This window comes from Micromonospora sp. NBC_01392, from assembly GCF_045040125.1.
Taxonomy (GTDB): Bacteria; Actinomycetota; Actinomycetes; order Mycobacteriales; family Micromonosporaceae; genus Micromonospora.
The window spans coordinates 6,025,467-6,046,385 of record NZ_CP109549.1; the positions used below are offsets into that span (position 1 = coordinate 6,025,467).

At 73.0% G+C, this 20,919-nt stretch carries 26 protein-coding genes and 1 pseudogene; 14 read left to right on the forward strand and 13 right to left on the reverse strand.

Going from position 1 to position 20,919, the window contains the following annotated elements; genetic code table 11:
* Positions 1 to 35: 35 nt before the first annotated feature.
* From OG767_RS26120 to OG767_RS26130, 3 genes are all read right to left on the reverse strand, one after another.
* Positions 36 to 1,058, reverse strand: coding sequence for an aspartate-semialdehyde dehydrogenase (locus OG767_RS26120; RefSeq protein ID WP_405090921.1), 1,023 nt, complete (start codon positions 1,056 to 1,058; stop codon positions 36 to 38).
* Between the two features lie 97 nt (positions 1,059 to 1,155).
* Complete coding sequence (locus tag OG767_RS26125; protein ID WP_405090922.1) at positions 1,156 to 2,499, reverse strand: M16 family metallopeptidase; 1,344 nt, start codon at positions 2,497 to 2,499, stop codon at positions 1,156 to 1,158.
* Entirely contained in the window at positions 2,496 to 3,788 is a 1,293-nt protein-coding gene (locus OG767_RS26130; RefSeq protein ID WP_405090923.1) for a M16 family metallopeptidase, read from the reverse strand. The genes OG767_RS26125 and OG767_RS26130 overlap by 4 nt, the downstream gene beginning before the upstream one ends.
* Before the next feature lie 80 nt (positions 3,789 to 3,868).
* Here OG767_RS26130 and OG767_RS26135 point away from each other — a divergent pair, with 80 nt between their 5' ends.
* Positions 3,869 to 4,579, forward strand: coding sequence for a phosphodiesterase (locus OG767_RS26135; protein WP_405090924.1), 711 nt, complete (start codon positions 3,869 to 3,871; stop codon positions 4,577 to 4,579).
* Here the strand turns inward: OG767_RS26135 and OG767_RS26140 are convergent.
* Positions 4,554 to 4,769: a hypothetical protein gene (locus tag OG767_RS26140; RefSeq protein ID WP_281937453.1), complete on the reverse strand. Its 216-nt coding sequence runs from the start codon at positions 4,767 to 4,769 to the stop codon at positions 4,554 to 4,556. The genes OG767_RS26135 and OG767_RS26140 overlap by 26 nt on opposite strands.
* Positions 4,770 to 5,021: 252 nt before the next feature.
* Between OG767_RS26140 and OG767_RS26145 the strand changes: the two genes are divergently transcribed.
* The 3 genes from OG767_RS26145 to OG767_RS26155 are packed head-to-tail and all read left to right on the forward strand — an operon-like array spanning position 5,022 to position 6,622.
* The gene (locus tag OG767_RS26145) at positions 5,022 to 6,119 is read left to right on the forward strand and encodes a 3-deoxy-7-phosphoheptulonate synthase (RefSeq protein WP_405094315.1); all 1,098 of its coding nucleotides are present in this window, start codon (positions 5,022 to 5,024) and stop codon (positions 6,117 to 6,119) included.
* Between the two features lie 40 nt (positions 6,120 to 6,159).
* Positions 6,160 to 6,393, forward strand: a complete 234-nt coding sequence (locus OG767_RS26150) for a hypothetical protein (protein WP_374709203.1) — start codon at positions 6,160 to 6,162, stop codon at positions 6,391 to 6,393.
* Positions 6,394 to 6,418: 25 nt separating this feature from the next.
* Complete coding sequence (locus OG767_RS26155; protein ID WP_107157081.1) at positions 6,419 to 6,622, forward strand: hypothetical protein; 204 nt, start codon at positions 6,419 to 6,421, stop codon at positions 6,620 to 6,622.
* A 56-nt stretch (positions 6,623 to 6,678) separates the two neighbouring features.
* Here OG767_RS26155 and OG767_RS26160 read toward each other — a convergent pair whose 3' ends face one another.
* From OG767_RS26160 to OG767_RS26170, 3 genes are read right to left on the reverse strand one after another with little or no spacing between them, the layout of a single operon-like run.
* Positions 6,679 to 7,239 (reverse strand): DUF1360 domain-containing protein, encoded by a 561-nt coding sequence (locus OG767_RS26160; RefSeq protein WP_405090925.1) that lies wholly within the window; start codon positions 7,237 to 7,239, stop codon positions 6,679 to 6,681.
* Positions 7,240 to 7,250: 11 nt separating this feature from the next.
* The gene (locus OG767_RS26165; RefSeq protein WP_281937457.1) at positions 7,251 to 7,568 is read right to left on the reverse strand and encodes an SRPBCC family protein; all 318 of its coding nucleotides are present in this window, start codon (positions 7,566 to 7,568) and stop codon (positions 7,251 to 7,253) included.
* On the reverse strand, positions 7,568 to 7,867 hold the full coding sequence (locus OG767_RS26170) for a DUF6158 family protein (protein ID WP_405090926.1): 300 nt from the start codon (positions 7,865 to 7,867) through the stop codon (positions 7,568 to 7,570). The genes OG767_RS26165 and OG767_RS26170 overlap by 1 nt, the downstream gene beginning before the upstream one ends.
* A 122-nt stretch (positions 7,868 to 7,989) precedes the next feature.
* Here OG767_RS26170 and OG767_RS26175 point away from each other — a divergent pair, with 122 nt between their 5' ends.
* Both OG767_RS26175 and OG767_RS26180 read left to right on the forward strand, forming a co-directional pair.
* Entirely contained in the window at positions 7,990 to 8,409 is a 420-nt protein-coding gene (locus tag OG767_RS26175) for a hypothetical protein (RefSeq protein WP_405090927.1), read from the forward strand.
* 25 nt (positions 8,410 to 8,434) lie between these two features.
* Positions 8,435 to 8,764, forward strand: coding sequence for a DUF3817 domain-containing protein (locus OG767_RS26180; protein ID WP_343445474.1), 330 nt, complete (start codon positions 8,435 to 8,437; stop codon positions 8,762 to 8,764).
* 7 nt (positions 8,765 to 8,771) lie between these two features.
* Here OG767_RS26180 and OG767_RS26185 read toward each other — a convergent pair whose 3' ends face one another.
* Entirely contained in the window at positions 8,772 to 9,281 is a 510-nt protein-coding gene (locus OG767_RS26185) for a DUF6232 family protein (protein WP_405090928.1), read from the reverse strand.
* A 285-nt stretch (positions 9,282 to 9,566) separates the two neighbouring features.
* Here OG767_RS26185 and OG767_RS26190 point away from each other — a divergent pair, with 285 nt between their 5' ends.
* Complete coding sequence (locus OG767_RS26190; protein WP_405090929.1) at positions 9,567 to 10,532, forward strand: NlpC/P60 family protein; 966 nt, start codon at positions 9,567 to 9,569, stop codon at positions 10,530 to 10,532.
* A 69-nt stretch (positions 10,533 to 10,601) separates the two neighbouring features.
* On the opposite strand, the gene OG767_RS26195 is transcribed toward OG767_RS26190, so the two are convergent.
* From OG767_RS26195 to OG767_RS26205, 3 genes are all read right to left on the reverse strand, one after another.
* Complete coding sequence (locus OG767_RS26195) at positions 10,602 to 11,591, reverse strand: RNA polymerase sigma factor RpoD/SigA (RefSeq protein ID WP_405094316.1); 990 nt, start codon at positions 11,589 to 11,591, stop codon at positions 10,602 to 10,604.
* Positions 11,592 to 12,045: 454 nt separating this feature from the next.
* On the reverse strand, positions 12,046 to 12,993 hold the full coding sequence (gene murQ / locus OG767_RS26200) for an N-acetylmuramic acid 6-phosphate etherase (protein ID WP_405090930.1): 948 nt from the start codon (positions 12,991 to 12,993) through the stop codon (positions 12,046 to 12,048).
* The gene (locus OG767_RS26205; RefSeq protein ID WP_107157071.1) at positions 12,990 to 13,904 is read right to left on the reverse strand and encodes a MurR/RpiR family transcriptional regulator; all 915 of its coding nucleotides are present in this window, start codon (positions 13,902 to 13,904) and stop codon (positions 12,990 to 12,992) included. The genes murQ and OG767_RS26205 overlap by 4 nt, the downstream gene beginning before the upstream one ends.
* A gap of 591 nt (positions 13,905 to 14,495) precedes the next feature.
* Between OG767_RS26205 and OG767_RS26210 the strand changes: the two genes are divergently transcribed.
* Positions 14,496 to 15,185, forward strand: coding sequence for an SDR family NAD(P)-dependent oxidoreductase (locus tag OG767_RS26210; protein WP_405090931.1), 690 nt, complete (start codon positions 14,496 to 14,498; stop codon positions 15,183 to 15,185).
* On the opposite strand, the gene OG767_RS26215 is transcribed toward OG767_RS26210, so the two are convergent.
* A complete protein-coding gene (locus OG767_RS26215) occupies positions 15,170 to 15,898 on the reverse strand; it encodes a dTMP kinase (protein WP_405090932.1) in 729 nt (242 codons plus the stop codon). The genes OG767_RS26210 and OG767_RS26215 overlap by 16 nt on opposite strands.
* A gap of 73 nt (positions 15,899 to 15,971) precedes the next feature.
* On the opposite strand from OG767_RS26215, the gene OG767_RS26220 reads away from it, so the two are divergent.
* The 5 genes and pseudogenes from OG767_RS26220 (at position 15,972) to OG767_RS26240 (ending at position 18,454) form a co-directional block, all read left to right on the forward strand.
* On the forward strand, positions 15,972 to 16,619 hold the full coding sequence (locus tag OG767_RS26220; protein ID WP_405090933.1) for a nucleotidyltransferase: 648 nt from the start codon (positions 15,972 to 15,974) through the stop codon (positions 16,617 to 16,619).
* Between the two features lie 56 nt (positions 16,620 to 16,675).
* The gene (locus OG767_RS26225) at positions 16,676 to 16,885 is read left to right on the forward strand and encodes a hypothetical protein (RefSeq protein WP_281938565.1); all 210 of its coding nucleotides are present in this window, start codon (positions 16,676 to 16,678) and stop codon (positions 16,883 to 16,885) included.
* A 10-nt stretch (positions 16,886 to 16,895) separates the two neighbouring features.
* Positions 16,896 to 17,673: pseudogene (locus tag OG767_RS26230) on the forward strand (metallophosphoesterase).
* On the forward strand, positions 17,664 to 17,810 hold the full coding sequence (locus OG767_RS26235) for a GPGG-motif small membrane protein (protein WP_013288160.1): 147 nt from the start codon (positions 17,664 to 17,666) through the stop codon (positions 17,808 to 17,810). Before OG767_RS26230 ends, OG767_RS26235 begins: the two are co-directional and overlap by 10 nt.
* Positions 17,811 to 17,956: 146 nt before the next feature.
* Positions 17,957 to 18,454, forward strand: a complete 498-nt coding sequence (locus tag OG767_RS26240; protein ID WP_405090934.1) for a TspO/MBR family protein — start codon at positions 17,957 to 17,959, stop codon at positions 18,452 to 18,454.
* A 42-nt stretch (positions 18,455 to 18,496) separates the two neighbouring features.
* Here OG767_RS26240 and OG767_RS26245 read toward each other — a convergent pair whose 3' ends face one another.
* A complete protein-coding gene (locus tag OG767_RS26245) occupies positions 18,497 to 19,273 on the reverse strand; it encodes a peptidoglycan DD-metalloendopeptidase family protein (RefSeq protein ID WP_405090935.1) in 777 nt (258 codons plus the stop codon).
* A 237-nt stretch (positions 19,274 to 19,510) separates the two neighbouring features.
* Here OG767_RS26245 and OG767_RS26250 point away from each other — a divergent pair, with 237 nt between their 5' ends.
* Entirely contained in the window at positions 19,511 to 20,851 is a 1,341-nt protein-coding gene (locus OG767_RS26250; protein WP_396777355.1) for an ABC transporter substrate-binding protein, read from the forward strand.
* The last annotated feature ends 68 nt before the right edge of the window (positions 20,852 to 20,919 follow it).

The window sequence follows — 20,919 nt, forward strand, 5'->3', positions numbered from 1 at the left end:
CACGGACGCCTCCCGCGGTGCGGTCCCGGGCGGGGTCAGCGCTCGGCGGCGACCAGCTCGGCGAGCTGTACGGCGTTGAGCGCCGCGCCCTTGCGCAGGTTGTCGTTCGAGCAGAACAGCGCCAGCCCGTGCTCAACCGTCTCGTCCACCCGGATCCGTCCGACGAACGTCGGGTCCTGGCCGGCCGCCACCAGCGGGGTGGGCACGTCACGCAGCGCCACCCCGGGCGCGCCGTCGAGCAGCTCGCGGGCGCGGGCCGGGTCGATCGGCCGGGCGAACCGGGCGTTGATCTGCAACGAGTGACCGGTGAACACGGGCACCCGTACGCAGGTGCCGGAGACCTTCAGCCCGGGGATCTCCAGGATCTTGCGGCTCTCGTTGCGCAGCTTCTGCTCCTCGTCGGTCTCGTCGGAGCCGTCGTCGACGATCGAGCCGGCCAGCGGCAGCACGTTGAACGCGATCGGCGCGGCGAACATCCGCGGCGCGGGGAACTCGACGGCGGTGCCGTCGAAGGCGAGCGCGCTCGCGCCCTCGGCCACCTTGCGGACCTGGTCGTCCAGCTCGGCCACACCGGCCAGGCCGGCGCCGGAGACCGCCTGGTAGGTGGCGACGACCAGGCTGACCAGCCCGGCCTCGGCGTGCAGCGGGCGCAGCACCGGCATGGCGGCCATCGTGGTGCAGTTCGGGTTGGCCACGATGCCCTTGGGTCGGTCGGCGAGGGCGTGCGGGTTGACCTCGGCGACCACCAGCGGCACCGCCGGATCCATCCGGTACGCCGACGAGTTGTCGATCACCACGGCGCCGGCCTCGGCGACCCGGGGCGCCAGCTCCTTCGAGGTGCTCTTGCCGGCCGAGAAGAGCACGATGTCCAGGCCGCGGTAGTCCGCGGTGGCCGCGTCCTCGACCGTGACCTCGCCGTCGCGCCACGGCAGCGCCCGCCCGGCCGACCGCGCCGAGGCGAACAACCGCACCTGCTCCGCCGGGAACTCGCGTTCCGCCAGCACCTGCCGCATCACGCCACCGACCTGGCCGGTGGCACCCACAATGCCGATCCTCATGCCCGCGAGGCTACCCAGCCGGGCCGGGCGGGCGGGAAGCGTTTCCCAGCGCGCGGGCCGGGGCGACGGGAATCACACACCCCGCCGCCCCCACCGGTCACGCGTGGTCGACCACCTCGCCGAGGTCGGCGGCCACCAGTTCGTCCCGGATCACCGCCGCGTCGCCCTCGACCACCAGGGTCAGCGCCTCCGGGTGCAGATGCGTCGCGGCGGCCGCGGAGACCTCCTCGACGGTGGCCGCGAGCAGCGCCTCGCGCAGCGTGGCGTGGTAGTCGTCCGGCAGGTCGTGCACCACCAGCGTGGTGAGCGCCGACGCGATCGCCCGCGGGCTCTGCAACTCGACCGAGAGCTGCCCGGCCCGCCAGGAACGGGCCACCTCCAGCTCCTCCTCGGTCACCCCGGCCTCCCGGGTACGCGAGACCTCCCCCACCGACTCGACGAGCGCCGGCGCGGTCACCGCGGTCTGCACGCCGGAGCTGACCGCGAACCGGCCGAACCGCCGCGACGAGGCGAAGTCGCCCCGGATCCCGTACGTGTAGCCGCGCACCTCACGGATCAGGTGGTTGAGGCGGGAGGTGAACGCGCCGCCGAGCACGGTGCCGGCGAGCGTCATCGGCACGTGGTCGGGGTGGCCGCGGTGCGGGGACGGGTGGCCCAGCCGCAGCGTGGACTGCACCGAGCCGGGCCGGTCGACCAGGATGATCCGCCGCCGGTCGGCGAGCGGCACGTCGATCGGGCCGCCCCGGTCGACCGGGCCGCCACCGGTGCCGACGAACGCCGCCGCGCCGAGCGCGTCCAGGTCGATCCGTTCCAGGTCGCCGGCGACGATCAGCGTGCCGGGGCGGATGAACCACTCCGAGTGGAAGACCGTGACGTCGTCCGCCTCCAGCGCGGCCACGCTGCCCGGGTCGCCGTAGAGCGGGCGGCCCCACCGGTGTTCCACGCCGAACAGGTCGGCGCGCAGCACCGCGTCGGCGCGCGGGCCCGGGTTGGCCCAGTCCATCCGCAGCGCGGTCGCCTCGTCGTCGCGGACCCGCAGCACGTCGGCCGGATCGAGCCGCGGCGTGCGGACCGCCTCGGCCATCAGCTCCACCGCGGCGCTCAGCCGCTCCACCGGGACCTGCACGCTGACCTGGAACGAGTCCCAGTCGAGCCCGGCCACCAGCTCGGTGCCGAGCGCCTCGATGGCCAGCGCGTACGCGGTGGCGTCCCGGTGCGCGGTGCCCTCCTCCAGCGCCTTGGCCAGCACCGCGCCGAGGCCCTCCTTGCCGACCGGCTCCCGGCCGGCGCCGCCGTCGAGCAGCAGCAACGCGACGGCGAGGTTCTGCCCGGGCAGGTGCGCGGCGACCACCTGACCACCGGCCACCGTCCGCCGGACCACCTGGGGGAACCGGTAGGCGCGGGCGGCGCCCGAGCCGGGACGGGTGGCGATCAGCGTCATGAGGTCTCCTCGGGCAGGTAGGTCAGGATCACCCGGTCGGCGGCGCCGAGCAGCTCGGCGGCCTGCTCGGCGATCTGCTCGGCGGTGACGGCGAGCCAGCCGGGCAGCCGGTCGGCGGCGCGGGCCGGGTCGCCGAACTGGGTGGCGTAGCGGCCGAGCGTGTCGGCGCGGCCGTCCACCGTGGACATCTGCCGCCACCACGAGGTGCTCAGCAGCGCCTTGGCGCGGTCCAGCTCGGCGGCGGTCACCGGCACGGTGGCCAGCTCGTCGACCACCTCGGCCAGCCCGTCGCGCAGCCGCTCGGCGGTCACGCCGGGGCGGGCGGTGGCGGTGGCGATCAGCGGGGCCGGCGCGTGCGCCAGGTCGACCCCGTACGCCCCGACCAGGTCCGGCTGGGCGATCCGTTCCCCGTCGGCGAGCCGCTGGTAGAGCCGGCTGCCCCGGCCGCTGCCCAGCACGGTGGCGAGGACCGTGGTCACGTCGTACCCGGTGGCGCCGAACGGGTGGGTGCGGTGCGCGAGGTAGACGCGGGGGGCGGGCACGTCGGCGGTGACCGTCTCCACCGCCGGCCGGCCGGTGGCCGGCACGGTGCGGCCGTCCGGGGCGGCCGGGATGTCCGGGCGCGGCGCGAGGCCGCCGAAGTACTTGTCGGCCAGCGCGAACACCTCCGCGGCGGGGGCGTCGCCGACCACGGTGAGCACCGCGTTGTTCGGCGCGTAGTAGGTGGCGTGGAACGCCTGGAAGGTGGCCAGGTCGGCGGCGTTCAGGTCGGCCATCGACCCGATCGTGGCGTGGTGGTAGGGGTGGCCGGGCGGGTAGAGCAGCGGCAGCAGCCGCAGCCAGGCGTCGCCGTAGGGGACGTTCTCGTAGCGCTGCCGCCGTTCGTTCTTCACCACGTCGCGCTGGTTGTCGAGCGTCTCCTGGGTGAGCGCCGGCACCAGGCCGCCCATCCGGTCGGCCTCCAGCCAGAGCGCCAGCTCCAGGTGTTCGGCCGGAACGGTCTCGAAGTAGTTGGTCCGGTCCGGGTTGGTGGTCGCGTTGAGTGAGCCGCCGGCGCCCTGGATCAGCTTCATGTGCTCGGTCTTCGCCACGTTCACCGAGCCCTCGAACATCAGGTGCTCGAAGAGGTGGGCGAAGCCGGTCTGGCCCGCCGGTTCGTGGCGGGACCCCACGTCGTACCAGAGGTTGACCGCCACGGCCGGGGCGGTGCGGTCCTCGCTCACCACCACACGCAGGCCGTTGTCCAGTCGGGTCGTCTCGATCGGCCAGGGGAAACCGCTGTCGGGCATGGCACGACGCTATCCGATCCGGTGGGCGGAAAGGGGAGCCGCGCCCGCGTCGTCGCCGCGCGACGGGGTATCAGCTCGGCATGACCCCCGCACCGTCCGCCGTCGAGCGGGCCGCCGCCGCGCTGGCCCGGCTCCGGCACGCCCGGCTGCTGCATCCCGCCGGTCGCGTGTTCGCCGCCGAGGCGATGATCTGGGGTACGCCGGGACCACCGACCGGGGTGCCGCTGCTGGACCTGCCCGGCCGGTGGCCGGCCACGGTCCGGCTCTCCAAGGGCACGCCGACGCCGCCCGGCTGGCCGGACGTGCTGGGCGTGGCGGTCCGGCTGCACCGGGACCCGGAACCGCCGATCGATCTGCTGGTCAGTTCCAGCGGCGCCGCGCCGGTGCTGCGGAACCTGCCGCTGCCCCGGCGGCGCTTCACCGGGACGTACACCTCGATCATGTCGTTCCGGGCCGGGGCCCGGCGGCTGTTCCTGGCCGTGCTGGCCGACCCGGACTCACCCGACCTGGGTCGCTCGCTGGCCGAGGCCGGCGCGGCGGTGGCCGGCGACGAGCCCCGGCTGGTGCTCGCGGTGGCCTCGGCGGTGGGTCCGTGGCGGCCGTTCGGCGAGGTGCGCCTGGGTGGCCGGCACGGCGACCCGGAGGACGCCGTGCCGGCCTTCGACCCGATCGGCAACGTGCCGCCGGGGCTGCGGCTGGCCGGCCCGCTGGCCCGGTTGCGGGACGCCAGTTACCGGGGGTCCCGCCGCGGCCGGGGCGCGCCGCTCAGTCGGGAGGCTCGACGGGGGTGACGGTCTCGGCGGACGTGCGGTGCTCCAGCACCGTGTCCGGGGCGGCGTTCTGGTCCTCCTCCCGGAGATCCGACTCGGCGAGGATCGCGTCGGCCTGGGCCTGCGCGTCGTCGCTGCCCGCCGCCGCCTCCTCGGGCAGCAGGTGCGCGCGGGATTCGATCCGGTCCTGGTCGCTCTGATGGTGGCTCATGGGTTCCCCCATACCCCGCGTCCCGCTTGGCGGAACGGCACGGGCATTCCCGGGCGCGTCGGGTACGCTGGCTGACGTGACGCGGTCGTATCGATGGTTTAGGCAGCCGGCTGGAGGAGCCGGTGACTCGACCGTGAGCTGACGTCACCTCCTCTTCGAGCCGGCCGGGCAGGGATGATTCCCTGCCCTTTCGCATGCGAGCAGCCGGCTCGACACCCTGGGCGCCGGCCCCGGGGCGCGGTCGGCGGAAGGATTCCCACCGTGACCACGTCTCCGGACGCCCGCCGGGTCATCGACCAGCGGATCGACCGCGTCGTGCCGTTGACCACCCCGGCCCTGCTCCACCACCACCTGCCGCTCGACGCGCCGCTCGCCGAGGCCGTGATAGCCGGCCGGCGCACGGTCGCCCGGGTGCTGGACCGCGCCGACGACCGGCTGCTGGTGGTGGTCGGCCCGTGCTCGGTGCACGACCCGGCCGCCGCGCTGGAGTACGCCGGACGGCTGCGTGAGGCGGCCGACCGGGTCGCCGACGACCTGCTCGTGGTGATGCGGGTCTACTTCGAGAAGCCGCGCTCGACCGTGGGCTGGAAGGGCCTGATCAACGACCCGGCGCTGGACGGTTCGGGCGACGTGAACACCGGTCTGCGGACCGCGCGGGCGCTCCTGCTCGACGTGCTGCGGTTGGGCCTGCCGGTGGGCTGCGAGTTCCTCGACCCGATCACCCCGCAGTACATCGCCGACACGGTGGCCTGGGGCGCGATCGGCGCCCGGACCGTGGAGAGCCAGGTGCACCGGCAGCTCGCCTCCGGCCTGTCCATGCCGATCGGCATGAAGAACCGCCCCGACGGCAGCATCGGCACGGCTGTCGACGCGATCCGGGCGGCCGGCGTACCGCACGTCTTCCCCGGCATCGACGTCTCCGGCATCCCGGCGATCATGCACACCCGGGGCAACGCCGACGGGCACCTGGTGCTGCGCGGCGGCGGTGGCCGGCCCAACTACGACGCGGAGTCGGTGGCCGGGGCGCTGGACCTGCTGCGCGCCGCCGGGCTGCCCGAACGCGTGGTGATCGACGCCAGTCACGCGAACAGCGGCAAGGACCACCGCAACCAGCCGCTGGTCGCCGCGGACGTGGCCGGGCAGCTCGCCGCCGGGCAGCGCGGCATCGTGGGGATCATGTTGGAGAGCTTCCTGCACGAAGGCCGGCAGGACCTGGACCCGACCCGGGAGCTGGAGTACGGCCGCTCGATCACCGACGCCTGCATCGGCTGGGACACCACCGACGAGGTGCTCGACCACCTGGCCCAGGCGGTCCGCGCCCGCCGCGCCGCGCTGCCCACCCCCGCCTGAGCTCCGTTGGGCGGCGTTTGACCGGTTCGGGGCCGGGTAGGTGGTCGGCGTGACCGATGACGCGCCCGTGACCGAGCAGCCGGACACCAGGCCGCTCGACGACCTGCTCGACGACCTCTACCACGGCCAGGAGCGGATCAGTCAGACCGACATCTACCGCCGCGCGGTGGCCGCCGAGCTTCCGGCGGAGCTGCTCACCCGGATCGCCGCGCTCCCCCAGGGCGAGTACGCGGTGGACGAGGTGGCGGACCTGCTGGGCGGCACGGTCGCCTGAGCCCCCGCCGACGAGAGGACCCGACATGACCGACCGCGAACCCGAGCACGAGCACCTGGCGGCGCTCGGCCAGCCCCCGGAGGGCGTGGACACGCTGCCGGAGCCGGACTTCGCCAACGAGCACGACCGCACCGCGGTGGACCGGGACATCGTCACCGGGGAGGACGAGCGGGAGCCGGAGACGTCGCGCGGCTGGGCCGGCGAGGACCACGGCACCACGCCCACCTGATCGGGCGGCACGACGAGGGGGCCGGCGCGTACGCGCCGGCCCCCTCGTCGTCGTGGTCACTCCTCGTGGTGTCCGCCCTCGGCGGCCCGCTGGGCCACCGCGTACCCCATCTGGAGGAAGTCGGACGCGGCGACCGCGGTCAGCGCGGTGGCCACCAGCCGGGTCAGCCGGGGGGCCAGCACCAGGCCGCCGGTGAGCCCGGTGGCCACCCACACCGCCAGGCAGAACGGGCAGCTCACCAACTCGCCGAGCGCGTGCCGGGTGGGGCTGCCCTCGTCCCGGACCTGCTCCATCACCTCGCCGCTGCCGATCGGGTGGTCGTAGCGGGTGAACGGCGCCCGCAGCGGACTGGTGATGGCGTCCTTGGACAGCAGCCGGCTCAGCTTGTGCGTGGCGATCGAGAGCAGCACCACGTCACCGGGCGAGGGCCGCTCCGGCACCGGTCGGCCGGTGACCCGGACCAGCCCGACCAGCGCGCCGGTCACGCCGGCGTAGGTGCCCATCGCCTTCAGGTAGCCCTCCAGCGGCCGGTGCTCGTGCGGCGCGTACGCCTGGCGCAGACGCGCCACCTTCTGCTTCAGGCCACTCCCGGTCAACCCGGTCTCCCTCGTCGTCATGACAGCCGGGCTCAGCCGGCGGTCAGGTTGTCGCCGACCTCGCGGTCGAGGTTGGCCAGGATCTCGTCGGCCAGGCCGTGGTCCGGGCCGGCCAGGTCCAGCCGGACGCGGGCGCCGCCGGCGTCGGCCGGTTCCACGTCGATCTCCGCGGACCAGTCGGCGCTGCTCCACCGCGCCCGCATGTCGTCGGCGTCGAGCACCTCCACCCGGCAGGCGCCGGAGCCGCGCAGCTCCTCGGGCAGCCAGGCGGCGGACCGGTCCGGGTCGGTGGCGGTGTTGAACACCACCTCGGGCGGCGCGGACATGCCGCGCTCGGCGTGGCTGGCCATCAGGCGTCCCGCAGCCGGTGCGGGTCGATCTCCCGGCCGGGGTGCCGGGCCAGGTACTCGGTCTCCAGCTCGGCGGTGCGGCGCAGGTGGTTGGCGAGCGCGGAGTCGGTGGCGTGCCGCAGCGTGTCCAGCCGGGTCCGGTGCAGGCTCCGCACCTCCCGGATCAGGTCCTCGTCGCTCAGCTCGGCGGGATCCACGCCGGGCAGGTCGCCGTCGGTGGCCCCGGCGCGGGCGTGGTCCCCGTCCCACTCGGTGACGCGCTGCTCCGGGCTGGTGTCCCGGCGTACCGATTCGGTCATCGTCGCCCCCTCGTCTCGTTCGGGCTGGCGACTAGACGGATGCCCAACCGCTGTGCCACCAAACCCACGCCACCTACGACGCCGCGTCGGAGACGGCCGCCGGCCCCGGTACCCTCGATGGCATGCAGCGGCTCCGGACACCGGCGTGGATCGCCCGCCACGTGGCCATGGTCGTGCTGGTGGTGGGTTTCCTCGGGCTGGGCTGGTGGCAGGTCACCCGCGCCGCCGGGGGCAACGCGCTGAGCTTCGGGTACGCGATCGAGTGGCCGGTCTTCGCCGGCTTCGTGGTCTTCGTCTGGTGGCGCGAGGTGCGGCAGGCGCTGCGGGCCGCGCCCGGTCCGTCGGCGGAGGACGCGCCGCCGGCGACCGCCGGCGACGAGCCGGTCGCGCCGACCCTGGCGGTACGCCGGCCGGTGCGCGTCGCCCGGGTGCCGTCGACGCCGACCGAGGGCGCGGACGACGGCGAGCTGGCCGCGTACAACCGCTACCTTTCCTGGTTGAACGCCAATCCGGGCGCCCGGCCCGGCGACTATCCCGGCTGAGGCCGGTGCGGAAGGACGGACGACGGTGGGCGGAGCCCTTACCCGGTACCGCGTGATCGCCTGGATCGTGGGCGTGGCGCTGGTGGTGCTGGTCCTGATCGGCATGCCGCTGAAGTACGGCTTCGACAACCCGAGCGTGGTCGCCGTGGTGGGTGTCGCGCACGGCTGGCTCTACATGCTCTATCTGGCGCTGACGTTCGACCTGTCCCGCCGGGCCGACTGGCCGCTGAAGCGGATGCTGCTGGTGATGCTGGCCGGCACCGTGCCGTTCGTCTCGTTCTACGCGGAGCGGCGGGTGAGCCACTGGGTGGCCGCCGAGCGCCGGGCGCGCACCCCGGAGCCGGTCGCCGGCTGACCGGGGTTCAGCGCGCCGGGCGCCACGGGCCGGTGCCCGGCGGGTCGGTCCGGCCGTCGTGGCGGGCCCGCTCCCGGGCCTGGCGCAGCGCGTCGGCGACCTGACCGAACTGCCGTTCGTCGTCGCTGGTGAACAGCAGTTCCTCGGTGCCCCGGATCCGGCCCCACAGTTCGTACGCGGGGGGCCGCCAGCGGTCACCGACCAGCACGAGCAGCAGCGGCAGCAGCCCGACCGCGCCGAGCGTGAGGTACGCCCCGGCGGTGAGCCGTTGCAGGCCGCCGGTGAAGCCGAGCAGCAGCCCGGCCGACGCGATGAGCGCGGCGGTGCCGGCGACCGCCCGGACGGCGAGCCGGTCGTGCGGGCCGCGGGCGGTCCGGAGCTGGGTGATCTCGGCGACCGGCCAGCTCGTGCGGCCGACGGTGAAGCGTTCGGCGGTGACGACGATGCCGGGCCGGGCGTAGAGCAGGCCGGGCGCGGTGCTGCGGGGCGGGTGGGTGGCGGAGCGGTCGGTCTGCACGGTGGCCTCCCGAGGGGATGGATTCCGGGGTGGGAATCCCGGATCCGGGTCCCATTGTGTGGCGCATTCGCCATGCCGGAAACGGTCACCGATCGTGAACGTCATCATTGTCACTTTCCGACACTTTGCCAACTTTCGCCCCTGCTTGAACTCCCGTTCACTCCGATCACGGGTTAGGTTGTGCAGGTCGGTCCGGTCGACCGCCATCCGCCCGGATGGCGCCGGTCCGGCGTCGACGGGTCGTTCAGACGCGGCCCGCCGACCGTGGAGAGGAGCTTTACGCTCTTGTCGTCCTTACGGATGCTGCTCCGCTCGCTGGCGGTGGCCGGCCTGTCGGCCGCGCTGCTCGCCCCGGCGTCGGTGGCTCGGGCCGAGCCCACCCCCGCCGAGCTGACGAAGCAGATCGAGAAGTCCTCGACTGAGCTGGAGCGAATCGTCGAGTCCTACAACAAGCTCAACGAGGACATCAAGGCCAACAAGGCCACCGCGGCCACGTTGGAGGCGAAGATCGGCCCGTTGCAGGAGCGGGCCGAGCAGAGCCGCGCCGACGTGGGCATGCTGGCCGCCACGGCGTACAAGACCGGTGGCATGCGCACCGCGGCGGCGCTGCTGGAGCCGGGCGGCACCGCCGCGCTGCCGGAGCGGCTGGGCACGCTCGACCTGCTCACCCGCCAGCGGCAGCGCACCATCACCGGCTTCACCGCCGACCAGCGCCGGCTGATCGACCAGAAGACCAAGCTGGACGTCACGCTGGCCCGGGAGGCGGCGCAGGCCAAGCAGCTCGCCGCCGGTAAGAAGCGGATCGAGGGGGACCTGTCCCGCCTCTACGAGATGCGCCGCCAGGCGTACGGGCGGGCCACCGAGGCGCCGGCCAAGGCGAGTTCGGCGGGTAAGCCGCCGGCCGTCTCCGGCAAGGCCGGGGTGGCGGTGCGGTACGCCTACGGCGCGGTCGGCAAGCCGTACGGGTGGGGCGCCGAGGGCCCCGGCAGCTACGACTGCTCGGGCCTGACGCTGGCCGCCTGGCGGGCCGCCGGGAAGTCGCTGCCGCACAACGCGGCGGCCCAGTGGAGCGCCACGACCAGGATCAGCCGGAGCGCGCTGCAACCGGGTGACCTGGTGTTCTACTCCGGGCTCGGGCACGTCGCCCTCTACGTCGGGGGCGGTCAGATCATCGACGCGCCCAGCGCGGGCCGCAACGTCAGCAAGCGCGGCATGAACATCATGTCGATCGCCGGTTACGGCCGGGTCTGATCCACGGCAGCGAAACGGCCGGCGTCCCCCTGTCGGACGCCGGCCGTTTCGTCGTTCATTACTACCAGGTCAGGCCGCCTGCAGCCCCTCGGCGCGGGCCAGCTCGCGGAGCCGGCCGAGGGCCTGGATCTCGAGCTGGCGGATCCGCTCCCGGGAGAGCGAGAACCGGGAGGCGACCTCGGTCAGCGAGTGCTCCCGCCCGTCCTCCAGGCCGTAGCGGGCCCGCATGATGCCGGCGGACCGGTCGTCGAGGTGGTTGAGCAGCCCCTCGATCCGCTGCCGCTCCAGGCCGGTGAGCACGATCTCCTCCGGCGACGGGGCGTCGCTGTCGGCGACCAGGTCACCGAGGTTGGTGTCACCGTCGTCGCCCACCGGGGTGTCCAGCGAGACGGTGTCCTGCGACCAGCGGACCAGCTCGTTGACCCGTTCGACGGTGACGCCGAGCGAGGCCGCGATCTGCTCCGGCTCCGGGTCGGCGCCCAGCTCGCGGGTGAGCTGCCGGGCCACGTTGCGCATCCGGTTGACGTCCTCCACCAGGTGCACGGGCAGCCGTACGGTCCGCTCCTGCTGGGCGATCGCCCGGCTGATGGCCTGCCGGATCCACCAGGTCGCGTAGGTGGAGAACTTGAAGCCCCGCTCGTAGTCGAACTTCTCGACCGCCCGGACCAGGCCGGTGTTGCCCTCCTGGATCAGGTCCAGCATGGGCATGCCGGAGCGCACGTAGCGGCGGGCGATGGAGACGACCAGCCGCAGGTTCGCGCGGATGAACAGGTCCTTCGCCCGCTCACCGTCGGCGACCACGCGCTCCAGCTCGTCCCGGGTGACCCCGTCCGGGATCCGGTCGGAGTCGAGCAGGTGCTCGGCGTAGAGGCCCCCCTCGATCGCCTTGGAGAGATCCACCTCCCGGGCGGCGTCCAGCAGCGGCGTCCGGGAGATCTCGTGCAGGTAGACGCCGACCAGGTCCCGCTCCTCGGCGACCTCGTCGGTACGCATGCCGATCTTCTTGTCCACGATTGCCACGGTCCCCTCGCTCGCGCCGGTTGCCCGGTTCCTTGCCATCCCCACGTTCATCAGCCCTCCCCGTAACCTCCGCTGTGCCCGTAGGTGCTGACACCTACACAACAGATGAGACGTGTCGGGGATTCCATGTCGTGAGTCGAAACTGTCACGAATGCCTGAGTGCTACCTGAGAGCCCGGTCCATGTTTCCTGTCAGGACCCCTGCTCGACGGCCGGCGGACCCCCTGGTGAACGGGGTCCGGAACAGCGAAATCGCCGTCCGCCCATGGAATGGCACCATTGCCTGTTCCATGAACGCAGCGAGCCGCGTCACCGCCGCATTGGGATCCTGGTCACTGCCTGATACGCGCCCGTGGACCAGTCGGTTCAGCCACGGGGAAGGATTACCCTCCGCCTCGTTGAACAATCCGCACCGGGAGAGCCGTCCCCTCCCACCCCGTGATACGCGTCGCACCCGCCGGGCGGATGCGCCCGGCGGGTGGGATCGGGTGGGATCAGGAGGCGAGCAGGGCCAACGCGCCGCGGACCTGGTCGGCGGCGCGGGCCAGGGCGGCCCGGGCGGCGGGCACCTCGGCGCCGGAGACCAGCGAGACGAGGGCGGTCTTGAGGTCGCCGTCGGCCTCCCGCAACGCGACGGCGCAGACCTCCTCGGCGCAGCCGGTGGCCTCCATCAGGATCGAGATCATCCGGCCGCGCAGCTTGGCGTTGGTGGCCACCATGTCGATCATGAGGTTCGAGTAGACCCGGCCGAGACGCACCATCACGGCCGTGGAGAACGTGTTGAGCACCAGCTTCTGCGCGGTGCCGGCCTTCATCCGGGTCGACCCGGTGACCACCTCGGGTCCGGTGTCCACCCCGATGAACACGTCCACCGACGTGGCGGCCTCGGCCTCCGGATTCGCGCAGAGCAGCACCGTCCCGGCACCCTGGGACCGGGACGCGGCGAGCGCCCCGAGGACGTACGGGGTGCGCCCGCTGGCCGCCAGGCCGACCACCAGGTCCCCGGCGCGGACACACTTGGCGGCCTCGGCTCCGCCGCCACGCTCGTCGTCCTCGGCGTCCTCGACGGCCCGCCACATGGCCTCCGGGCCGCCCGCCAGGTGGGCGCAGAACCAGTGCCGCGGCGAGTTGAACGTGGGGGCCAGCTCGGCCGCGTCCAGCACGCCCAGGCGGCCGGAGGTGCCGGCGCCGAAGTAGTGCACCCGGCGTCCGCCGCGCAGCGCGGCCACGGCCAGGTCGACGGTCTCGGCGATCTCGTCCAGCACGGCGGCCACCGCGGCCGGCACCCGCCGGTCGGCCTCGTTGATCACGGTGAGCACGTCCCGGGTCGACATCAGGTCGAGGTCGACGCTGTGCGGGTTACGCCGTTCGGTCGGCGCGCCGACACGCACCACCGGGCGCACCGCGGTCACCTCGTCCCGCTCCACCCGACCCGCCGTCATGCCCGCCTCCGCCCGGGACCCACCCGACGCGACTGGACCGCCTCGGCGGTGGCCTCGAGGGCCTTCTTGGTGCGGGCCCGGCTCCGGGCGGCCACCCCGACGAAGAGGCAGTCGACCACGGTGAGCTGGGCCAGCCGGCTGGCCGTCGCGCCGGACCGGTAGGTCGTCTCCCGGGCGGCGGTGGTGAGCACGTGGTCCGCGACCTCGGTGATCGGTGAGCGGGGGAAGTTGGTGAGCGCCACCGTGGTGGCGCCGCGCGCCCGGGCCTGCTCCAGGACCTCGATCACGTCGGACGTGGTGCCGGTGTGGGAGATGCCGACCGCGACGTCGCCGCGGCCCAGCAGCGCGGCGGAGGTGAGCGCGGTGTGCACGTCCGGGAAGTAGAACGCGATGCGGCCGATGCGGTGCAGCTTCTGCTGGAAGTCCGAGGCGACGAAGCCGCTGGCGCCCGCGCCGTAGACGTCGATCCGGCCGGCCGCGCCGATCGCCTCGACCACCCGCTCGCAGACCGCCGGGTCGAGCTGCTCGGCGGTTTCCTCGACGGCCCGTGCGTCGTTGAACGCGATGGTGGCGATGATCTGGGCCAGGTCGGCGCCGGGCGGGATGTCGCCGCCGACGACCCGCGCGTCCGGCGGCTCGACCCGGCGGGCGGCCTCGGCGGCGAGTCGGATCCGCAGCTGGGGGTAGCCGTTCATGCCGACCGAGCGGCAGAACCGGATCACGGTCGCCTCGGATGTCTCGGCGGCGGTGGCAAGGTCGGTGATCGTGCGCCGGGCCGCGTCCGCCGGATCGGCGACGACCAGCCGGGCCACCCGCTGCTCGGCCGGGGACAGCGAGGGCAGGAGGCCGCTGATGTGGACGATCAGTCCACCGGGCTCGTGACTCGCAGAAATCTTCGGACTCTTCGCCACGGATGAAACTTACTTTCACTGGGCGTAAGCGTCAACCATGACGCCGCGTATCGGGAAATTTACCGCCATCCGCGCCTGTTCCCCGTGCCCCAGGGTCCCATTACCGCAGCCCGGCCGCCTCCTCCGGTCCGGTCGACTCGCGCCCGCCGGAGGATCGTCCGATCGACCGCACGCCGGCCCTTCGGCCCGGACGGCCGCCACCGGACCACCGGTCAGCCGGGCGGGCCTCCCGCGCGCGTCGGCGACGTCACGAACAGTGACGAGGGAGTTGGTTTCTCAGCGTGACTGCGGCCGAGGGGCGGAGAGACGCCCCTCCGCCGCCTTTGCTCTGCACCCCTATGCGCAGCAGCTCCTCCACCTGGGCAGGGGTGAGCGGGACCGGCGCGGGCCGGCAGTTCGGGTGGTTGCTCTCGGTTTCTGCTGCGGGGATGGCTGCAGAGCAAAGGCGACGGCGGCCCATCCGGCCGCCGTGCCTCCGTCTCGCTCTCCGTGACCAGCGAGTGCGGCCGGCGGCGGACGGCCGGCGGACCGGTCCGCCGGCGGGGTCGGCGTGCCCGGCGTCCCGTCCTTCCCGGCGGCTAACGTGTGGCCATGGCGGATCGCACGGTGCTGGTGACCGGAGGCACGGGTGGGCTCGGCGGCGCGGTCACCGCCGCGTTCCTGCGGGACGGCTGGCGGGTGGTCGTACCCGGTCGGGAGGGCGGCACGACGACGCCCGAGCCGTCCGGTCCGGTCCCGGTGGTGGCGGACCTGCTCACTCCCGAGGGGGCCGCGCGAGCGGTGACGACAGCCACCGCCGAGCCCGCGGCGCCGCTACGCGCCGTGGTCAACCTCGTCGGCGGGTACGCCAGCGGCGGGCTGGTGCACGAGACGCCGGTCGAGGAGTTCGAGCGGATGCTGCGGATCAACCTGCGCCCCACCTACCTGGTCACCCAGGCGGCGCTGCCGCACCTGGTCGCGGCCGGCGGCGGCGCGGTGGTCTGCGTGTCGGCGCGGGCGGCGGTGGCCCCGTTCCCCGGCGCGGCCGGCTACGCCACCGCCAAGGCCGCGGTGCAGGCGTTCGCGAACGCGATCGCGGTGGAGTACCGACCGCGTGGGGTGCGCTGCAACACGGTGCTGCCCAGCGTCATCGACACCCCGGCCAACCGGGCCGCCCAGCCCGAGGCGGACCACCGGCGGTGGGTGCCGCCGGCCGAGATCGCGGCGGTGATCCGCTTCCTGGCCGGCGCGGAGTCCGCCCCGACGAGCGGCGCGAGCGTCCCGGTCTACGGGCGGGCCTGAGCCGGCACCGGGCCGTCCCGGCCGCCGCCCGACGGGCGCGGGGTGCCGTCCGGCGACGGGCCGGCGACCGTGGACGGGTCGTCCGGCAGCCACTCGCTCAGGTGCGCCCGGATCCGGCGGGACACCTCCTCCGGCGGGCCGCTGCCGTCCACCACCACGAAGCCGGCGTACTCCGGCAGCGCCCGGTAGGCCGCGTCGGCGGCGGTGAGCCACCGCATGCTCTCGTGGTCGGTGCCGCGCCGCTCGATCCGCCGGTACGCCTCGGCCGGGTCCACGGTCAGCAGGATGGTGACCCGGGGCGGCGGGAAGATCCGGTAGCCGGCCCGGGCCAGCCGCTCCCAGCGCTGCCCACCGTGCGCCCGGATGCTGGCGTACTGGCAGACGGACCACCGGTCCATCACCGCCGTGCGGCCGGTCGCCAGGCAGCTCAGCAGCGCGAGCGCGATCGCCAGCCAACGCAGCACGGACTCGACCACGAGCAGGCCGTCGCGCCCGACGAGGCGTTGCGCGTCCGGGCGGCCGACCCGCTGGGCGAGCCGGCCGAGCCAGCGTCGACCGCCGGCGTTGCGGTGGTAGGTGGCCCGGTGGCCGGCCGCGGTCAGCGCCTCGGCGAGCAGGTGGGCCTGGGTGGTCTTGCCCGAGCCGTCGATACCGATCAGGGCGACGGTGCGCAGTCGGGCTCCGCCGCGCCGCGTCCGCAGTGAGCTGGCCACCTCCCCGAGGTTATCCGACGGGTGCTCGCGAGCGGCTTTTTGTCGCGTTCCTCCCCAGGTGGATGCGGAAGGTGTGACCGGAGCGTCCGCCGGGTACGCAACTCAATCTCACCGCCCACGACGACGACGGGAGACCCAGATGGCCGAGCGCGGGGACGAGACCCTGGTGCACACGCTCAAGAAGGTCGCCGCCGTGCTCAAGCAGTCCGAGATCCCGTTCGCCCTGGGCGGCAGCTTCGCCGTGTACGCCCACGGCGGCCACTCCAGTGACCACGACGTCGACTTCCTGCTCCGCGAGGCCGACGTCGACCGGGCGCTGGAGGCGTTGGTCGAGGCCGGCTTCACGGCCGAGCGTCCGCCGGAGGACTGGCTGGTCAAGGTCTACGACGAGGGCCGGATGGTGGACCTGATCCACCGGCCGATCGAGACCCCGGTGACCGAGGAGACGTTCGCCGACACCATCGTGCGGCCGGTCGACGCGATCCACATGCCGGTGCTCTCGGCCAGCCAGCTCATGGTGCACAAGCTGCTCAGCTTCTCCCAGCACTACTGCGACTTCGCCCGTGCCCTGCCGCTCGCCCGCTCGCTGCGGGAACAGATCGACTGGGACCGGGTACGCAAGGAAACGCAGCACTCGCCGTACGCGGAGGCGTTCCTGGTGCTGCTCGACCGGCTGGACGTGCTGCCCAGCGGCGTGCCCGGCGGAAGGGAGACCCCGTGACCGGACAGCCCGGCGACGTGCCGCCCGACGAGTACGTCGAGGCGGAGATCCAGAACATGCTGGCGGAGGACCCGTCCGTGGCCGAGCAGGGCATCACGGTGCTGCGCCGCGAGCGCGGGCTGGTGCTCTCCGGCGAGGTGGAGAGCCCGCACCGGCGCGAGGAGATCCTGCGGCGGGTGGCCGAGCGCTTCCCGGACACGCCGGTGACCAGCGACATCGGTGTGATCCGTACGCAGGCGCCCACCCAGGTGGAGGAACTGCCGTGAGGGAGGTTCGATGGTGATCCGGATCGCCGCCGTCGGCGACGTGCACGTGGACGAGGACGTGGTGGGCCGGTTCCGTCCGGCGCTGGAGGAGCTGCCGGACTGCGCCGACGTGCTGCTGCTCGCCGGCGACCTGACCCGGCACGGCACGGAGGCCGAGGCGCGCTGCGTGGCGCGGGAGTTCGGAGACCTCGGCGTGCCGGTGATCACCGTGCTCGGCAACCACGACCACCAGTGCGACCAGGTGCCGCAGGTGGTCAAGGTGCTGGAGGACGCGGGGATCACCGTGCTGGAGGGCACCGGCACGGTGCTGGAGTGCCCCGGGGGGCGGCTCGGCGTGGCCGGTGTGAAGGGCTTCGGCGGCGGGTTCGCCGGGCGCTGCGCCAGCGACTTCGGCGAGCCGGAGATGAAATCGTTCGTGCGGACCACCCGGGAGAGCGCCGACGCGCTGGCGGCCGCGCTGCTCGCGCTGGAGTGTGACGCGCTGGTCGCGCTCACCCACTACTCCCCCGTGCCGGACACGCTCGCGGGCGAGCCGCTGGAGATCTACCCGTTCCTCGGCTGTTACCAGCTCGGGCAGGCGATCGACTCGGCGCCCACCGCGCTGGCCCTGCACGGGCACGCCCACCACGGCACCGAGCGCGGCACCACGCCGGGCGGGGTGCGGGTCCGTAACGTCGCGCACCCCGTGATCAAGCAGGCCTACAGCGTCTTCCACCTCGGGGATCAGGTCGACTGAGAGGGAGGTTTCCGGGATCGGGCCGCCGGGTATCCAGCCGCCATGGAGCTGATTCTCTGGATTCTCGCAGTCGTACTCGTGGTCGCCGGAATTCTTGCCCTCTTCCGCCGACAGATCCTCTGGGGCATCGTCCTCATCGTGGTGGGCCTGCTGGTCGGCCCGGGTGGTGTCAGCATCTTCAACACGTAACCACCTGTCCGCAGCACCCGAGACCCGCCGGGGTCGTCGGGCCCGGCGCTCTGTCCTCCCAGACCGGAGCGTCCGGACCCGACGATCCCGGCGTTTTCCGTATCCGGCGGGGTTTGCCTCCCCCGGCCAGCGGCAATATCTCGACCATGGAGATGTCGCAACGCGCCGGCCGGCGTACCGCCGGGGCCCGGAAGTGGTGGGCCCTGCTCGGCTTCGGCGCCGCCACGTTCGCCGCCGCCGCCATCGGCGGGCTGGGCGTCCGGGGCACCTCCACGGAGTACCAGAGCCTGGAACAGCCCGCCTGGGCACCGCCGTCGTGGCTGTTCGGCCCGGTGTGGACCGTGCTGTACGCGCTGATCGCGATCGCCGGCTGGCTGGTCTGGCGCCGGGTCGGGTTCGGCCCCGCGCTCTGGGCCTGGTGCGTCCAACTGGTGCTCAACGCCGTCTGGACGCCGCTCTTCTTCGGCGCCGGCCGCTACGGGCTGGCGTTCGCCGAGATCGTGCTGATGTGGCTGGCGATCGGCGTGACCGTGGCGTTGTTCCGGCGGGTGTCCCGGCCGGCGACGCTGCTGATGCTGCCGTACTGGGCATGGGTCACGTTCGCCGCCGCGCTCAACTTCGCCATCTGGCGGCTGAACGCCTGACCGGGGCGGGCGCGGGAGCCGACGCCCCCGCGCCCACCGGGGTCAGCAGCGGGGCACGCCGGGGATGTACCCGTCGTAGCCGGTGTAGACGTACGCGTCGGAGATGAACCGGCCGGAGCCGATCCGGTCCCAGATGGAGCTGGTGCCGTACGTGCCGGTGACGCTGGTGCCGCTGGTCTGGCAGTAGATCGTCACCTTGGCCCCGTCGGCCACCGTGCCCACCGCGCTGTAGCCGGTGCCCGGCCCGGAGCGGACCGTCAGGGCCGCGCCGGAGGTGTTCACCGTGCCGGCCCCGGTGTCCGCGCCGGCGCAGCCGTTGTCGCTGGTGTAGGTCTTCGTACCCCAGTACAGGGCCTGCGCGCCGTTGAAATTGATCTTTACGGCGCTGCCGTTCGAGCGCTGCTCGTAGTGCAGGTGCGGGCCGGTGGAGCCGCCGGTGGTGCCGACGTATCCGATCACCCGGCCGTAGCCGACGGTCTGCCCGACCGAGACGTTGAACGCGTTGAGGTGCGCGTAGTAGGTCGTCCAGCCGCCGCCGTGGTTGATCCGGACGTACTTGCCGTAGCTCGTGTCACCGAGGTTCGTCACCACGTCGACGGTGCCGGGCGCGCTGGCCACCACCGGGTCGCCGAGGTCGTCGGTGCGGTTGAAGTCGATCGCGTTGGCCGGGCTGTGATTGGTCCGCGTCTGTCCGGACCAGGACTGGTTGCACGGGAACGGAACCTTGAACGTCGGCGCGGCCATCGCCGGCGCCGCCGGGACCAGGGTCGCGGCCAGGACCGCCACGCCGGCCGCCAGGCTGAGCCACCGCTTGCGCATCCACTACCTCCTATGTTGAAAGTCTTCAATCTGATACGGACAGCGTGGCAGAAAGTTCCGCCCAACGGAAGATTCGTGGGAGCGCGCCCAGTTCCGGTGTCCGGATTTCGGGATTGTTACCGGGCCGTGTCCGGCCGGGGGTGGACCGGACGGGATGCAAGCGCTTACATGTGTGCACGACCATCGGACCGGCGCGCATTCGATTTCCCCCACGCGCCGGCAAGGAAGGAGATCGGCATGGCGTTTGCCAGATCGCGCCAGGCTCTCGCGGTCACCGGCGTGCTGGGGCTGGCGCTCGGCGTCGCCGCCTGCGGGACCGGCAACGACAAGAAGAGCGACAAGGCGGGCTCGGCCGAGTGCGCGGCATACGAGAAGTACGAGGGGCACGACGGCAAGAAGGTCACGATCTACTCGTCGATCCGGGAGATCGAGGACGAGCGCCTCCAGCAGTCCTGGAAGGAGTTCGAGGACTGCACGGGCATCAAGATCGACCACGAGGGCTCCGGCGAGTTCGAGGCCCAGCTCCCCGTCCGGGTGGACGGCGGCAACGCCCCCGACCTCGCCTTCATCCCGCAGCCGGGCCTGCTGAAGCGGTTCGTCGACTCGGGCAAGCTCAAGCCGGCCGGCGCCGACACCAAGGCCATGGCGGAGCAGAACTACTCCCCCGACTGGCTGAAGTACAGCACCGTCAACGGCCAGTTCTACGGCGCCCCGCTGGGCTCCAACGTGAAGTCCTTCGTGTGGTACTCGCCGAAGACCTTCAAGGAGAAGGGCTGGTCGGTCCCGACCACCTGGCAGGAGCTGATCGACCTCAGCGACAAGATCGCGGGCAGCGGCACCAAGCCGTGGTGCGCCGGCATCGAGTCCCAGGACGCGACCGGTTGGCCGGCCACCGACTGGATCGAGGACGTCCTGCTGCGCACCGGCGGGCCCGAGGTCTATGACAAGTGGACCACCCACGAGATCCCGTTCAACGACCCGCAGGTCGCCACCGCCGTCAACCAGGCGGGCACCATCCTGAAGAACGAGAAGTACATGAACGGTGGCTTCGGCGGCGTGAAGAGCATCGCCACCACCGCGTTCCAGGAAGCTGGCGTGCCGATCACCACCGGCAAGTGCGCAATGCACCGCCAGGCGTCCTTCTACGCCAACAACTGGCCCGAGGGCACCAAGGTGGCCGAGGACGGTGACGTCTTCGCGTTCTACTTCCCGGCCATCGACCCGGCCAAGGGCAAGCCGGTGCTGGGCGGCGGCGAGTTCGTCGCGGCCTTCGCCGACCGTCCCGAGGTCCAGGCGGTGCAGACCTACCTGGCCTCCGGCGAGTTCGCCAACAGCCGCGCCAAGATCGGTGACTGGGTGTCCGCGAACAAGAAGCTGGACCTCAACAACGTCCCGAACCCGGTGGACAAGCTCTCCGTGGGCATCCTCCAGGACGAGAAGACCGTCTTCCGCTTCGACGGCTCGGACCTGATGCCGGCCGCGGTCGGCGCCGGCACGTTCTGGAAGGGCATGGTGGCCTGGATCAACGGCAAGGACACCACCTCCGTCCTGAACGACATCGAGGGCAGCTGGAAGTGATCCGCGTGGGTGGCCCGGTCCGTGTGCACGGGCCGGGCCACCCGCCCGCATCCGAACCCTTGAGGGAG